Source organism: Moraxella sp. CTOTU49803 (genome assembly GCF_032097965.1).
Lineage (GTDB): Bacteria > Pseudomonadota > Gammaproteobacteria > Pseudomonadales > Moraxellaceae > Faucicola > Faucicola tetraodonis.
Genome location: NZ_DAMCJP010000009.1, coordinates 15819 through 31161, shown reverse-complemented (window position 1 = coordinate 31161; position 15343 = coordinate 15819). Strand labels below are relative to the sequence as shown.

Genomic DNA, 15343 nt, shown 5'->3' with positions numbered 1-15343 from the left:
TGAAACGGGTAGTTAACAATGATAATGACATGGCATTGTAACAATGGCAGAAATTTTTTTTAAATCGATCGCAGCTTCGGATAGCGATATCTGCATGCACTGTGGCGCATGTTGCGCTAACTATCGGGTATCTTTTTATTGGGCAGAAGGCGAGACACTCGGTATCCCCGAGCAGATGACAGTCAAAGTCAATGATTTTTATACCTGTATGAAAGGTACCGAAACAAAGCCGGTCAGATGTATTGCGTTAGCGGGCGAAGTTGGTAACTCGGTGGCTTGCCAAATCTATGATAAACGCTCAAGTACCTGCCAATCGGTACAAGTAGGTGACGAGCAATGTATCAAAGCCCGTCATCACTATGGGTTATCTAACGATATCTTTAGTCAAGTGCCTGTTTAATGGCTTTGTGATAAACGAACAGTCAGCTGTTTTTCCACTTCGGTTTTGAGCCATTGATTCAAATCCTCATTCATCAGCGTCATTGATTCGAGCAAATAGTTGTCGATATAGCCTTGTAGCTGTTTGACAATATCTTGTTTGATTTGTTCAATAGCGGGCGTGGTGGCGATAGATGGATTGTCAATATCGGCAAGTGGGTCAGTAACGCTCGTTTCATGGGTCAACACGGCCGCTGTTGGGTCATCAGCTAACGGCTCAGCAATGTTATCAGCGGTATCAGTGTGATCAATAGCATAGACCATCTCACTGCGATGGCGCTCAATCGTGATATCGCTGGTTGCGGTGTCCGTGGATTGAGCTTGCTCATCTAGCTTGTGATTCGCGACCTCGATTGAGCCGGTTGATAGTTGCGTCGCTTGTTGGGGTGGGTTTGCCTGTTTTGCTAGATGCGCTTGTTTGGCAATGGCGCGTTCTTGCTCCAGTAGCGCAATGGCTGCGTCATCTTGTGCTTGGCGTTCGCGTTGTAGACGTTCTTCTTGCGCTTGGCGTTCTTGCTCGTTTTCTTGTGTTAACTGTATTTGTTCAAGTCGTTGTTGCTCAAGGCGCTCTTTTTCCAAGCATTCTTGTTCCAGCCTGTGTTGTGCCAATCTTTCTTGTTCTAGGCGTTGTTCTTCAAGCTCGCGTTCCCGTGCTTGCGCTTGTAATTTTTCTTGGTGTTCACGCTCGATAGCCAGTAATTCCTCGACTTTATCATGCAGATTAGGCACGCTAAACTGATACTCATCAAGGTCGGTATCGGGGTAAAGCAAGGTAACGATATCATCGAGTTCTTGAATAATGGCGTGTTTGACAGGGGTAGGGGTGGCAAGCCAGCGCTTTGAAAATTGGTGGGAGAAGGCAAATCCTGACATGAATGGTGTCCAGCGTTAAGGATGAAATAGGATAGCTTCATTTAACGAAAAAACGGCTACAATTTCAATAGCCGTTTTCAAAATTCACACCGTTAAAATATTAATGCTATCATCACAGTGATTGCTATTTATCGTGACTGCCATTTGGCAAACAACAGCGAGCCGTTGGTACCCCCAAACCCAAAACTGTTAGAAATCGCATGGGTTAAGTGGTCGACTTTTCGGGCTGTATGCGGTACATAGTCAAGCTTGCACTCAGGGTCTTGATGATCCAAATTGATGGTCGGTGGCAATATTTGTTGTTGCAGCGCCTTAACGGTGAAAATCGCTTCGATACCACCTGCAGCGCCCAGTAGATGACCGGTCATCGATTTGGTGGAACTTACCACCATGTTCTCACCAAAGATACCCGCAATCGCACGGCTCTCTGCCACATCACCCGCTGGGGTACTGGTGCCATGGGTATTGATGTAGCCAACGTCACTGGGGGCAATGCCAGCATCACTCAAGGCGTGGCGCATCGCCATAGCCGCACCTTCACCATTTTCCGGTGGCGCTGTGATATGACTGGCATCATCACTCATGCCAAAGCCGACAAACTCTGCCAGAATCGTCGCACCGCGCGCTTTGGCGTGGGCAAGGCTTTCCATCACCAGCACGCCTGCACCATCACCCAGCACAAAACCATCACGGTCTTTGTCAAATGGACGACTGGCTTTGGTGGGTGCATCGTTGCGCGTTGATAACGCTTGCATTGCTGAGAAGCCACCGATACCCAGCTGGCTTGAGGCTTTTTCACAGCCGCCCGCTACAATCACATCGGCATCGCCATACGCAATCAACCGTGCCGCTAAGCCAATCGCATGGGTGGCTGTAGTACAAGCGGTAGAAGTGGCAAGATTTAACCCTTTAATCCCATGACGAATCGCCACTTGTCCAGCTGCCATATTCACAATGGCTGAGGGCACAAAAAACGGTGAGATTTTACGCGGACCTTCGCTATTAAGTTTTACCGCTGTATCTTCAATGGTGGTGATACCGCCAATCCCTGAGCCGATAATCACCCCGATACGGTCGGGGTCAACCTGCTGTACAGGCGCGGCTTGCAACTCACTAATAAAGCCTGCTTGCTTCAAGGCTTGCGCTGCTGCGGCAACGCCATATTGTACAAAGGTGTCATACCGACGCGCGTCTTTGGCGTTCATATACAAGCTGATATCAAAACCATCCACTGTGCCGGCGATTTGTGCACGGTAGTCAGTGGCGTCAAAATGGCTAATCGCTTTGATACCGCTTTCGCCATTAATGAGCCGTTGCCAAGTGCTCTCTACATCCAGTCCTAGCGGGGTAATGGCTCCCATGCCTGTGATAACAATACGCTCATGGTCAGGGCGTTCGTCGTAGCGGGGCTTTTTTGGTCTAATTTTTGTGGTCATTTTATGCTCGAATTTTTGAATAATATTTTTTGAATAACATTTTATGAAAGTTTAGCAAAAATAGTGTACAAGTGTAAACACAATAACTTTAATGTCTTTAGGTTGATTGTATATATCTTTAGCTCATTGAACAACATTAGCCCTCACCCAAAGATGACCGAAGCCCAGCATAAAGGCTATAAGTTAAGGGCTATAAGATAATTGTTATATGTCAGCGCTATAAGTAATTGGTACCAATGTCATTGTCGACGTAAAAAATACACGCCGTGTTAAAAACACACCTGTCCCAATACCACTTTTTTATTTGCCCCGGTGACACTAGGCAAGTTACTCGGTACGTTCAAAATCGTCTGCTGAGCCAGCCACGCAAACGCTACGGCTTCGACCCACAACGGCGACAACCCAATTTTGTCGGTAGTTTGTATGCTCCAAGTGGCTAAATTATCTTGTAAACGGCTCATTAAATAGGCATTTAACGCCCCACCACCACAGACAAACAACTCGCCTTGCGCACCATCAGTGACGGACACAATGGCATCGCTGACGGATTTAGCCGTAAGCGCCACCAGCGTCGCTTGCACATCGGCGGGTGAATACGCCAAATTAGGGAATTGCTGACCCAATTGTTCTAGCATAGCGTCAAGCCAAGCCAAATTAAACTCCTCTCGCCCAGTGCTTTTTGGGAACGGCTTGGCAAAAAATGGGTGGGTTAAAAGCAAATTTAATAATGGCTCAAGCACTTGCCCCGATTTTCCCCAGTCGCCATTGTGATCATAGCTTTGCTCGGTATGACGCTGACACCAACCATCAATGAGCAAATTTGCCACCCCTGTATCAAATCCAATCACCTCATCGCTGCCATCAAGTACCGTGATATTGGCGATACCGCCTAAATTTAAAATCACTTTTGGCACAACTTTATCGGCATGATAAGGCGGTGTAGCAAACATGGCTTGGTGAAACGCAGGCACGAGTGGCGCGCCTTGCCCACCCACTGCCATATCACGGCGCCGAAAATCGCTCACCACCGCAATAGCAGTGCGCTCAGCGAGTACATTCGGGTCAAGCAGTTGCAAGCTAAATGACCACTGTGGGCGATGACGTACGGTTTGCCCATGACAACCAATCGCGGTTACTTCATCAGGGGTGACCTGCGCTTTCTCGAGCAATTGATTGACCAAATTTGCGGCAAATTCAGCATAAAACACACTCGCCCAACCAAATACATCCAGTTCGCTCTGGAACGCCAAATTCTCATCAGCGATGAGTTGTGCCACTCCGTTTGGTTGGGTGAGCGCTAACAACACGGCGCGTAAATCAGCGGGAAACGGCTCGCTTACCGTCGCCAAAATCTCGACAGGCTCATCATTATCTTCGTCAACCTCATAAAACTGGCACAGCACCGCATCGAGTCCATCAAGGCTGGTGCCACCCATCATGCCAATCACATACGGCGAGTCGGCAAGCGGGTTTTCTTTGGTGGTCATCATATCATCCATGATGTCGGTAAAATGGCTAAAAAATCCTTCATCAAAAGGCAGGTTAGCAGGTAGTCCAGTCGGCAACGTTTGGCTCATAATGATTCTCGTTCGGGCTGTCAAAGTAGAGAGTGCCTTGATTATAGCATACTAAAAGCCTGCCTTATTTTATCTGCAAATTTGCTATAATGGCTAAACTTTACTTTTTTTTCAGCCGTTTTAACCCGCGCTTTTTTCGAGGTAAGCATGACCGATTCTACTCATAGATTTTTAGCAGCAGAAGAACAACTCAAACTCATCCAACGTGGTACGCACGAAATTATTTCGCAAGACGATTTAATTAAAAAACTTAAAGAAAACCGCCCACTGCGAGTCAAAGCAGGGTTTGACCCGACCGCACCCGATTTGCACTTGGGTCATACGGTTTTAATCAATAAACTCAAGCATTTTCAGGATTTGGGACACCAAGTGTTGTTTTTGATTGGGGATTATACCGCGCGCATTGGCGACCCAACGGGTAAAAATACCACTCGTCCGCCGTTGTCGGAAGAAAAAATCTTGGAGAATGCCCAAACTTATAAAGAGCAAGTATTTAAAATCCTTGATCCCGCTAAAACCCAAGTGATGTTTAACTCCGACTGGTTTAGCAAAATGTCGGCAGGTGACATGATTGGTTTGGCAAGCCAGCAAACTGTGTCTCGTATGCTCGAGCGCGATGACTTCTCAAAACGCTACCACAGTCAAACGCCGATTTCTATTCATGAATTTTTGTACCCACTGGTGCAAGGTTATGACTCAGTCGCCATGCAAGCCGATGTTGAGCTAGGTGGTACTGACCAAACCTTTAATCTACTCATGGGTCGTACCTTGCAATCTCGCTATGGTCAAACGCCACAAGTGTGTATCACCGTGCCAATTTTGGAAGGCCTAGACGGCGTACAAAAGATGAGTAAATCGCTTGGCAATTACATCGGTATTTACGACAGCGCAGGCTCAATGTACCAAAAAATCTTGTCCATGCCAGACACTTTGATTGCGCGTTATTTCGAGCTACTTAGCTTCAAACCCATGGATGAAGTCGAAGCCTTGCTAAAAGACATCGAAAACGGGCGCAATCCGCAAGAAGTCAAACGTATTTTGGCACTAGAGCTGATTGAGCGTTTCCATGACAAAGAAGCCGCCGAAAACGCGCACAAATCAGCGGGCAATCGCTTGGTAGATGGTGAGTTGCCAGTGGATTTGCCAGAGGTGACGATTAGCCTTGATGGGCAAGCGCAGTTATTTATCACCCAAGTGTTAAACCAAGCCAATTTGGTAAAAAACTCAGCGCAAGCCAAAGACTTTTTGAAAAACCAATCGGTGAAAGTGGATGGGCAGGTGGTGGATGCAGGATTTGCCCTCACTGCAGGACAAACGGTGGTCATTCAAGCAGGCAAAAAAGCGTATGCCAAAGTGACGATTTCCTAAAGTATATTGCTTAACCAATGGTTTTATTTTAAAATGTAGTGACAATATCACTACATTTTTGCTTTTTATAGAGGTCAGTAGCTATGACACAATCAACTATGTATCAATTTCGACTTGATGCCAATGAAAAGCGCCAAGCCTTTGAAGTGTTTGACGAACTGGGTATTAAGCCTGCGCAAGCGATTCGTCTATTTTTACGTCAAGTTACGGCAACAAAGTCTATTCCGTTTGACGTCGCAATTCCTAACGCCACCACGCAACGTGCGATGCAAGACGTTGAAGCCATGATTGCAGACAAGCAAGCCCGATTTAGCAGTAACAAGGAATTGTTTGATGCCCTCGAAAAAGCCGATTAATTCAAAACGCACGAATTTACCAAGAGCCTCAGATTTTACCAAAGATTTTTTGAATGATTGGCAAAGGCTAGTGAAAACAGGGCGTTATGACATGGTCAGGCTCAAAGAAGTCATGCTGTTATTAATTGCCAATAATGAGCCGTTAGGGGCAGAGTGGAAAGACCATGAACTAAAAGGAAATTGGGCAGGATTTCGAGAGTTACATGTGGGTGGCGATTTTTTATTAATCTACAAAATTCAAACCATCACAAAATTTGAAACAGTTTATTTTACTCGTGCAGGAACACATAACGAATTATTTGAATAAAAAGGGATTTAAAAATGAAAGCCATCTTCCTCGACCGAGCCACCTTTTCCGCTGATTTAGCATTAGCACCCCCACATGGACTTAGCGACTATCAAGTGTATGCGCAAACGCCCAATGACCCCAAAATCATCATTGAGCGTTGCCAAGACGCGGATATTGTTATCACCAATAAAGTTGAGCTTACCGCCGAAATTATCGCGCAGCTCCCAAAGCTCAAACTCATCCAACTCACCGCCACAGGGATGAACAACGTCGATAAAGACGCTTGTGACAAACACGGCATTACTGTTAAAAACGTCGCAGGCTATGCGGTCAAAAGCGTCCCCGAACATACCTTTATGCTGATACTCTCAGCCATGCGAGCGGCTCGCCATTATCATCATGAAGTGGTCAAGGGTGACTGGCAAAAAGATGGTCGCTTTTGTCTGCTCGACACGCCACTCATTGACCTTGAAGGCAAAACGCTGGGCATTATTGGCTATGGCACAATTGGCAAACGGGTTGGGGAAATTGCCAAAGTCTTTGGTATGACGGTATTGATAGCCGAACACCAAAACAGGCCGCCAAGAAATAGCGACTATAGCGCGTTTGATGATGTCCTTGCTCAGTCCGATGTCATTACTCTGCATTGTCCATTGACGGAGCAAACGCAGCATTTAGTAAATGCCGATACCATTGCCAAGATGACAAAAAAACCGTTGATTATCAATGTCGCGCGCGGTGGCGTGGTCGATAGTCAGGCGGTGGCTGATGCCGTTACCCAAGGTAAATTATTAGGCTATGGGGCAGATGTGTTTGAACATGAACCGATTAAAGACAATGACCCATTACTCACACTTAAAGACCACCCAAGAGTGATTTTCACCCCCCATAATGCGTGGGGCAGCGTCAACGCCCAGCTTAACCTATGGGACATACTGTGTCAGCAAGTGCAAGAGTTTATCCAACTATCCCATAAGGGAAATAACTAAAATAACGGAAAATAAATATGACAAGTAAACTGCAATTTCAGGACCTAATTATCGGCACAGGTAAAACTGCCGAGCGTGGGGCACTGATTACCGCGCATTACACGGGCTATCTGCCAGATGGCACGGTATTTGACTCATCGCATCACCGCGGGCAACCCTTTGAAGCTGTGATTGGCACAGGGCGGGTGATTAAAGGTTGGGACGTGGGCGTTTTGGGTGGCGAATACGCCCAAAAAATCGGCTATCAAGCCCAAGTTGAAAACCCTGCCAATCTCATAGCCATGCAAGTTGGTGGCAAGCGCAAACTCATTGTGCCAAGTCACTTGGCGTATGGTGAGCGCCAAATCGGAAAAATCCCGCCAAATTCAGACTTAACCTTTGAAATTGAATTATTGGATGTCAAAACTCGTGATTGAGATTACATTGGGTATTTATCAGCACTACAAAGGCAATCTGTATCAAGTGCTGCACATCGCCAAACATAGCGAAACTGAAGAGGAGTTGGTCGTCTACCGTGCGCTCTACCAAGCGTATGGGGTTTGGGTGCGACCGCTTGCGATGTTTGCCGAAACGGTGGAAGTCAATGGCGAAGCTGTGCCAAGATTTAAGCTGATAAAACCGCTAGACAGTTAAGTTTGGCGGTAGTTGATAGGGGGCAGTGATATAAAAATGACTGACAACAAAAAACCCCAAACTAATAAGCTTGGGGTTAATCGATTTATACCTAAGACAAATGATGGTGGCGTGGGGCAGGATCGAACTGCCGACACACGGATTTTCAATCCGTTGCTCTACCGACTGAGCTACCGCGCCATGTTTGTCAGCATCAGTATTTGAGCGGCTATTAAACTAAAAATCGCCAAAGGTGTCAAGCACTATTTTAAACTTTTTGCAAAAAGTTGCTAGTAACTGGCAAAATACTCATTTATATCAACTCGTACATGGCTAAAATACGATGAATTGCGCCGCAGCCCGGTACAAACTTGGTATTGCCTTTTTTGCGCTCAATATCGGTGACTTGTTTGACAAATTTGGGTGCAAGCCCGCGCCCGCGATTGGCAGGATGTAGTACAATGTACTGTAGCAAGCGGCTAGACTCGATGCCTTCATTAAAGCAGCCAATCGCGGCAATCGGTTTTTCATTAAACATCCCCAAATACAGGATATCACCTTTGGCAAAGGCCTTTTCAAAAAACGCCACAGCATCACGACCTGTCGCAAACTCAGGCGAGCTGTCGTACAATTTTTCCACCCGCAATTTGAGTTCAGGATCGTCAATGCTGTTGTTTTCAAAGTTATTGATGGCAACGGATTCTAATGGCATAAAGCCCTCCTTGTTAATTAGCTCACGTTTTAATTAGCGCATGTTGATTTAGTATAAAATAGTCACTAGGATACCAACAAACTTATAATTGTTATTCCGTGTTTTTTGCTAAAAATAAAAGCTTGCAAGGCGTTGGTCAGACCTTGGCAAGCCGTGATGGTTTTTTGGTTAACCAAATCTTGGATAAACTCTGTGAAATGATAATGTGTTTTTCAAAACAACCTGCTCGATGCCGTCCACTAACCGAGGGCGAAAAAGCCATCGCGGGTAGCGTCTTTGGTGATACGTTAGCGCTTGATAGTATACGCCTAAAAACTGCATGGTGGGTGTTCAAAGGCTATGCGGTCAGTCCCAATGGTCATGTGTATTTTCATCCAGCAGATTTTTGTGATGATTTTAGTCAGCAAAATGTCTATCTGCGGGCGTGGCTGGTGCATGAATTGACCCATGTTTGGCAAATCCAACAAGGCGTTAAGGTGTTTCGCCGCGCCCTGCTCAATCGGCGCTATAGCTACGAGCTGCAAGCCAATAAGCCATTTGGTCGTTATGGCATAGAGCAGCAAGCGCGTATGGTGGAAGATTATTATCGAAAACGTGAGCTCAAACAGGATTATGAGCCATTACTTGCCTTTATTCCGTTTGCCAGTTTACAGCCTGCCACCGCCTAGCGTTATCAACTCTCTGTGTCGCTGTCACCACCCAATGTTTGTAGCGATTGCGGTGGTTTTTTTAGCATAATTGCTTGATAGATGGGTGTCTTAAGTTTCAGTTAAGCTAAATCTGTATGATAGCCTCATCCTAAATTTAGTTATTATATAATGGCTATTTTTTGGTGCATTTGGATAAGGTGAGTAATCGTATGTCAGTGAATAACTCTCGATGGGTAGCATGGCGTCAGCAAGGTATTAATGCTTATGTGATGATGGGTATTGTCGCGCTATTTTTGACCCTGACCGCAAACGTTACTTTCTTTGATAAAGCCACTGAAGTCTATCCGTTTGCCCAGCATATTGGGTTTATCGGCTCATTGCCGTTGGTACTATGTGGTGTGATGCTACTGGTTATTGTGCTGCTTAGCTATCGTTATACCCTTAAAGCGGTATTGATTTTTTTGCTATTGACCGCGGCAGTCACGGCGTATTTTACTGATACCTATGGCACTGTCTATGATGTCAATATGCTACAAAACGCGCTACAAACCGATAAAGCAGAAAGCGCTGATTTGTTTAACGTCAATTTTATCTTACGCATTTTATTGCTTGGGGTATTGCCTAGTGTGTGGGTGGTGTGGCAAAAGGTCACATTTCCGCCCATTAAGCGCAGCATATTGCAGCGCGGCTTGACGTATTTGGTCAGTCTCGGCTTGGTGGTGTTACCGATTTTGGCGATGAGTAAAAATTACGCCAGTTTTTTCCGTGAGCATAAACAGCTTCGTAGCTATACCAATCCTGCAACCCCTGTCTATGCACTGGGTAAACTTGCCAGTATACAGCTGAAACAAGCACAAGCTCCCAAAACCCAAATCATGCATGCCACCGATGCGGTACAGGTGAGCAATCCCAGCACCCGTAAGCCAAAACTGGTGGTATTGGTGGTCGGGGAAACCGCGCGCGGCGACCATGTGCAGCTAAATGGGTATAACCGAACCACCTTCCCGCAGATGGCAGCGACGGCTGGGGTAACTAATTTTAACCAAGTCATCGCCTGTGGTACCTCAACCGCTTATTCGGTGCCTTGTATGTTTAGTTATGTCGGTATGAAAGACTACGATGTGGATACCGCCAACTACCAAGAAAACGTACTTGATACTTTACATCGCCTAAAGGTCAATATCTTGTGGCGTGATAACAACTCAAGCTCAAAAGGCGTCACTAATCGTTTGCCCGCGGCGGATTTTGTCGATTATAAAACCGCGCGCAACAATACGATGTGTAATACCAACCCCTATGGCGAGTGCCGTGATGTGGGTATGCTAGTAGGCTTAGATGACTACGTCAAACAGCAAGCTAACCAGAATACGCTTAACCAGGATACTCTAATTGTGCTGCACCAAATGGGTAATCACGGACCTGCGTATTTTAAACGATATGATAAGCAATTTGAAAAATTCACCCCAGTCTGCCAAAGCAATGAACTTGCCAAATGCGACCCACAAAGCGTGATTAATGCCTTTGACAATGCGCTACTTGCCACCGATGACTTTTTGGCAAAAACGGTGAACTGGTTAGACAAATACGACAGCACCCACCAAGTGGCGATGCTGTACGTCAGTGACCACGGTGAAAGTCTGGGCGAAAACGGCATTTATTTACATGGCATGCCTTATAAAATCGCGCCTAAAGCGCAAAAACACGTCGCATCGATGTTTTGGGCAGGTAAGCACTCAGGCATTCAAGCAGTGCCATCTAATACTGAACTCACCCATGATGCCATTACCCCAACCTTGTTAAAACTGTTTGATGTGCGTGCGCAAACCGTACAAGGCAAACCCTTATTTATCAAGTAAAGTTATCCAATAAATCCAGTTGGGTAATTAGAGCCATTTAAGTAATGTTAGCGACATAGAAATTGCGTCCAACTCCAGCGACAGTGACGGCAAGATAGATGGTTCAAAATAGATGAGTATACAGATCGCTAAATTAAAAAATTTTGCCAGTAGGCAGACCGTGCTCGGACTGGTGCTGGCTATCATCTTTACGCTAACGCTTGAGCACAGTGCCATCGATGTAGCTATCAGCCAGTATTTTTATTCCCCCACAGATGGCTGGCTGCTTGCCAAAGAATCACTACTCCCTAACTTAATTTTTTATACCATTCCCAAAAGACTATTGATTGCGTTTGAAGTCTATATGGCAATCGCATGGCTACAACGCTACTTATTACAACGCCGTCCATCAAGTCACTGGCTTGCCAAGCGACAGGCATGGTTTAAGCCTTTTAGCCCACTATCACTGACTGAAATGGGCTATCTTTTAGTCGGGATGGTGTTGGTACCTTTGATTATCGCATCGCTTAAAGGGGTGACGCATGTGGTGTGTCCCAATCACTTGCAAATTTTTGGCGGTGAGTATCGCTATCTCACGATACTAGAAAACATCCAAGCCGGCACCCGCTCAAAATGCTTCCCTGCGGCGCATGCCAGTGCTGGGTTTGCCCTGTATGCTTGGGCGTTTATCCCAAGTCTTTGGCACAAGCGCTGGCAAATCGCAGCGATGGTGACGGTGATAGCTTGGCTAATGGGTGGGTATAAAATGTTGATAGGTGACCACTTTTTCAGTCATACGCTAGTATCTATGAGCCTGGCGTGGGGGATTTGCGCGGCAGTGGCATGGGCTTGGTATCGATTTTATGTCAAAGATGCCTCCGCAAAAAATTCATAATGCTAACAGTTCATCGTATAAAAGCATAAAGCTATAAAAAAGCGTTGAGGAACACCTCACGCTTTTTTTCGCTTTCATGCCTAGCTTAACCGATTGATGGTCATTACCACTTTATAGCCACCCGGATGACTGGCAGTTAAGCGAGAAGGCAGTTTATCGTTACTGTTGCTATAGCTAAAGCTGGCTGTCCAATCACCATTTTGGGCACTCACTAGGCGATTAGTGCTGTCTTTTTTATCATTGGCATCACTGGGTGCTGGCTGACCTTGAATCCAGTAAGGCAGCTGTGAAATGGGCGCTTGCCAACCGGTTGCACGTAATAGCAATTCTTCAGGGGTAGCGGCATTGATGGTGCCTTTTTCATTAGTTAACGTCGCAGATTGACCATTGTAGCTGATTTTGGTTTGACCCGCATTCATCGCACCGGCAATCTCAATGGCAAAGTTTTGTCCTTGCTGTGTCCAAATATAAAACGCGCTACCTGCCTGCTGCGGCGTGGTCATGCCAATTTTACCATTGATGGTAAATTGCGCGTTCGATAGCGTACTTGCAGCCACTTGCTCAGTAGTGGTAGTCGATGGCGTCGTGGCAGTTTGGGTATTGACCACAGGATTTGTCATCACTGTGGTGACAGGCTTGGCGGTGATAGGCTTAGTTGTTGCCTGTACTGACTGACAGCCTGTTAGCAGCATGCTACTGATGCCCAAACAGGCAATACTTAACACCGTGACTTTGCTGGTGACCGCTGGTAATAAATGCATAATATCCTCAAATGTTAATCAAATTTGTTAATCAAGTTTTCATCAAATGTTAACTGGTTGCGCTCAAGTATAATGGTTTAAAAAACTGATGGGTAAACTATAAATAGCCATTGTTAAGCCTGTTTTGCTTAACTGCTCAAATTGGTGAAAAAGCGGTTATTATTTATCTGTTGTTTATCTGCCTTACAACCGTCATTACTTGCTAGTCGTCACGCTCAGGGACGATTTTAGGCAGCGCTATTGCAGATTTTTGGGTTGATAACCGAGTTCATGGACCAAGATTTGGTTGATGCGAGCCGCTTCTTTTTGGTTGCCCAAATTTAAGTAGGCTTGTTGCAGCAGCAGGCCACTAATCACATCGGGTACGATATCAAAATTATCTGATAACAGACTAATGACGGTGGCGTTATTAGCCTGATGCAGCGCTTGTTGCGACAATATTTGCCGCGCCTTTAAACCGACTTCTTTGTCATTGATTAATGCCGTCAGTAGGGCGGTCACTTCTTCATTATTTTGTTTTAAATTGACCAAGGTTTGCGCATATTCGAGTTGATAATCCACGTTTGTGGGTGCAAGGCGAATCAACTCTTTTAATAGTCGCAGTTTACTGGTGTAATCATCATCGGGCAGTAACAACACCTTGGCAAATAAGATATCGGTATTATTGGGTAAACTGGTTTGTGCGCTATTAAGCAAGGCTAATGCTTGTGTGGTTTGATTATTTTTTTGCAAAATATTGGCTTGCATGATGTAGCTTTGCGGTGCAAAACTGTCAAATTGCTCCCGTAATTTGATGCTACTGGCAATCGCTTCATCAAAACGACTTTGCGAGATTAACAAATCAATCTGTTGCTGTCTGGCTTTGAGTACCAAGTCAGGTTGCATCACTTTGCCATAGTAGCCAATCGCATCATTGAGTAGGTTCTGGCGTTCGGCACTGACAGCCAAATAATAATTGGCTTGATCCTTAAAGTTGGGGCTGGCAATCAATGCTTTGAGCAAGCGATCTGCCGCGGCGTATTTTTTCAAATCAATACCCACCAAAGCAGCCAGCAGTTTGATTTCTTCATCTGCTAAAAACTGCTGATTAGCACGGGCATTGAGCTGTTGCCATACTTGCGCGCTTTTGCCTTGCTTTAGCATGTAGCGAATTTGATAGACAAATAGCGCTTTATTGTCAGGCACGGTTTTACGCGCCTGCGCAATAAACGCAATCACTTGATGACTGGGCGATAAGGCTTGTAAGATATCTGCTTTTAACGTCAAAAAAGCCGGGCTTTTTGGGTTGGTTTTAAGCGCCCGATTAATCGCCACTAACGCGGCTTTGGGCTGTTGAAACTGTAGCAGCAGGCCTGCTTTCATCACCAGTAGTGAAGGGTTGTTTTTGATGTCTAATCGATTGAGCGTAGCAAGCAATTCAGCTTGGTCACGGGTTTCCGTGGGATAAATCCCAATCAAAATCTGACTTAAATCAGCGTCAGGATCGTACTGCAAAATTTGATTGAGCTTTTCACCGGCTAATTCATACTCGTGCGCTTTGAGTGCCAAATGGGTCACATAAAAAATCGCAGGCACATGGTCAGGGTTTTGCTGCTGCCACGCATTGGCAAAAGCGAGCGACAACTGTGGCGGTTCATTTTGTAAAGATAAACCCAGTGCGCGTTCAAATACGGGAGCCGCATCCGCCAAAAAAGACTGCTGCTTATAGGTCGCTAACGCCTGGTCTATACGACCGCGATCTGCGGCAAACTCTGCCATCAAAATCGCATACAGGCTGGGCTGGGTGCTGACCACAGCGCTCGGCTGATTAACAGACTGACTAGCGGATGCAAAATTTGCCCCCGCACTAAAAACCGCTGGGCTAAACAATAAACTTGCCAACGTGAGCGTAGTCGCGACTACATTTTTGCCTAAAGCGGTAAAAGGCTTAAATACATCAAGCGGTTTTAGGTTAGATTTCAGATTGGGCTTTAGATTGACAAAAAGTTGCTGCGGTGTTGATAACTGCATCGGTAAATAAATCGATAAACAATAAGGCTTGACATGTTTTGACGCAAAAAAGCGTGGATTGAGAGGACAACCACGCACAGCGCAACAAGCCGATGAAATAACCGCTGGAAACAACTTTCGCATTTAGCCCGCTTGGACAGTAACGTATCTAAAAATCACAGTCAGTATTACAGTCAGTGACAAGTAAGATGTAACAAAATGTTCATGAGAAACTTAAATTATACGGCTACGACGGGCTCAACTATGTAGAATTATGGTTAAATCGTATGGGTAAATAGCAACCAAACAAGCGGATGTGGCAGAGTTAAGTAAAAAAATATAATGATAGCTCGGATGGCAGCTCAAAATGCTAGGCATGCTAGACAGGGTAATGCTTCAAATTGTAATGCTTTAAAGCGTGGCTAAAGAATTTCCCTGAATCAAAAAAGCAGGATGTTTTTCATTTGTTATTAGCAATGGTATAATAATCCACTTTTCTACTTTACTTTTATTAAGTGGTTATTATTAAGTTGCTTTAGGTTTCTTTATATTGCCACTTTTCC

At 45.4% G+C, this 15343-nt stretch carries 16 protein-coding genes and 1 tRNA gene; 10 read left to right on the top strand and 7 right to left on the bottom strand.

The window, feature by feature from the left end:
* The first annotated feature begins 43 nt into the window (after positions 1-43).
* The gene (locus RT422_RS09570; protein WP_313422070.1) at positions 44-400 is read left to right on the top strand and encodes a YkgJ family cysteine cluster protein; all 357 of its coding nucleotides are present in this window, start codon (positions 44-46) and stop codon (positions 398-400) included.
* On the opposite strand, the gene RT422_RS09565 is transcribed toward RT422_RS09570, so the two are convergent.
* From RT422_RS09565 to RT422_RS09555, 3 genes are all read right to left on the bottom strand, one after another.
* Positions 397-1311 carry a hypothetical protein gene (locus tag RT422_RS09565; protein WP_313422069.1) on the bottom strand — a complete coding sequence of 305 codons (915 nt, stop codon included), beginning with the start codon at positions 1309-1311 and terminating at the stop codon, positions 397-399. The genes RT422_RS09570 and RT422_RS09565 overlap by 4 nt on opposite strands.
* Before the next feature lie 128 nt (positions 1312-1439).
* Positions 1440-2747, bottom strand: coding sequence for a beta-ketoacyl-ACP synthase II (gene fabF / locus RT422_RS09560; protein WP_282850243.1), 1308 nt, complete (start codon positions 2745-2747; stop codon positions 1440-1442).
* Positions 2748-3016: 269 nt separating this feature from the next.
* Positions 3017-4246, bottom strand: a complete 1230-nt coding sequence (locus tag RT422_RS09555) for an anhydro-N-acetylmuramic acid kinase (protein ID WP_313422098.1) — start codon at positions 4244-4246, stop codon at positions 3017-3019.
* Positions 4247-4471: 225 nt separating this feature from the next.
* On the opposite strand from RT422_RS09555, the gene tyrS reads away from it, so the two are divergent.
* The 6 genes from tyrS to RT422_RS09525 all read left to right on the top strand — a co-directional run bounded on the left by tyrS (position 4472) and on the right by RT422_RS09525 (position 7959).
* Positions 4472-5692, top strand: coding sequence for a tyrosine--tRNA ligase (tyrS, locus tag RT422_RS09550; RefSeq protein WP_128681037.1), 1221 nt, complete (start codon positions 4472-4474; stop codon positions 5690-5692).
* 83 nt (positions 5693-5775) lie between these two features.
* A complete protein-coding gene (locus RT422_RS09545; protein WP_062333167.1) occupies positions 5776-6048 on the top strand; it encodes a type II toxin-antitoxin system RelB/DinJ family antitoxin in 273 nt (90 codons plus the stop codon).
* Positions 6026-6355, top strand: a complete 330-nt coding sequence (locus tag RT422_RS09540; RefSeq protein ID WP_050325297.1) for a type II toxin-antitoxin system YafQ family toxin — start codon at positions 6026-6028, stop codon at positions 6353-6355. Before RT422_RS09545 ends, RT422_RS09540 begins: the two co-directional genes overlap by 23 nt.
* A gap of 14 nt (positions 6356-6369) precedes the next feature.
* Positions 6370-7326, top strand: a complete 957-nt coding sequence (locus RT422_RS09535; protein WP_313422068.1) for a D-2-hydroxyacid dehydrogenase — start codon at positions 6370-6372, stop codon at positions 7324-7326.
* A 17-nt stretch (positions 7327-7343) separates the two neighbouring features.
* On the top strand, positions 7344-7742 hold the full coding sequence (locus tag RT422_RS09530; protein WP_203171225.1) for an FKBP-type peptidyl-prolyl cis-trans isomerase: 399 nt from the start codon (positions 7344-7346) through the stop codon (positions 7740-7742).
* Entirely contained in the window at positions 7723-7959 is a 237-nt protein-coding gene (locus RT422_RS09525) for a DUF1653 domain-containing protein (protein WP_286130682.1), read from the top strand. The genes RT422_RS09530 and RT422_RS09525 overlap by 20 nt, the downstream gene beginning before the upstream one ends.
* Positions 7960-8063: 104 nt before the next feature.
* Here the strand turns inward: RT422_RS09525 and RT422_RS09520 are convergent.
* A tRNA-Phe gene (locus RT422_RS09520) sits at positions 8064-8139 on the bottom strand.
* Positions 8140-8251: 112 nt separating this feature from the next.
* The gene (locus RT422_RS09515; protein WP_065253908.1) at positions 8252-8650 is read right to left on the bottom strand and encodes a hypothetical protein; all 399 of its coding nucleotides are present in this window, start codon (positions 8648-8650) and stop codon (positions 8252-8254) included.
* A 98-nt stretch (positions 8651-8748) separates the two neighbouring features.
* Between RT422_RS09515 and RT422_RS09510 the strand changes: the two genes are divergently transcribed.
* The 3 genes from RT422_RS09510 to RT422_RS09500 all read left to right on the top strand — a co-directional run bounded on the left by RT422_RS09510 (position 8749) and on the right by RT422_RS09500 (position 12030).
* On the top strand, positions 8749-9318 hold the full coding sequence (locus tag RT422_RS09510) for a type IV secretion protein Rhs (protein WP_313422067.1): 570 nt from the start codon (positions 8749-8751) through the stop codon (positions 9316-9318).
* Positions 9319-9509: 191 nt separating this feature from the next.
* Positions 9510-11156, top strand: coding sequence for a phosphoethanolamine--lipid A transferase (locus tag RT422_RS09505; RefSeq protein ID WP_284034866.1), 1647 nt, complete (start codon positions 9510-9512; stop codon positions 11154-11156).
* A gap of 112 nt (positions 11157-11268) precedes the next feature.
* On the top strand, positions 11269-12030 hold the full coding sequence (locus tag RT422_RS09500; RefSeq protein WP_284034867.1) for a PAP2 family lipid A phosphatase: 762 nt from the start codon (positions 11269-11271) through the stop codon (positions 12028-12030).
* A gap of 80 nt (positions 12031-12110) precedes the next feature.
* On the opposite strand, the gene lolB is transcribed toward RT422_RS09500, so the two are convergent.
* Positions 12111-12791, bottom strand: coding sequence for a lipoprotein insertase outer membrane protein LolB (lolB, locus tag RT422_RS09495; RefSeq protein ID WP_284034868.1), 681 nt, complete (start codon positions 12789-12791; stop codon positions 12111-12113).
* A 237-nt stretch (positions 12792-13028) separates the two neighbouring features.
* On the bottom strand, positions 13029-14924 hold the full coding sequence (locus RT422_RS09490) for a tetratricopeptide repeat protein (RefSeq protein WP_050325290.1): 1896 nt from the start codon (positions 14922-14924) through the stop codon (positions 13029-13031).
* Positions 14925-15343 lie beyond the last annotated feature (419 nt).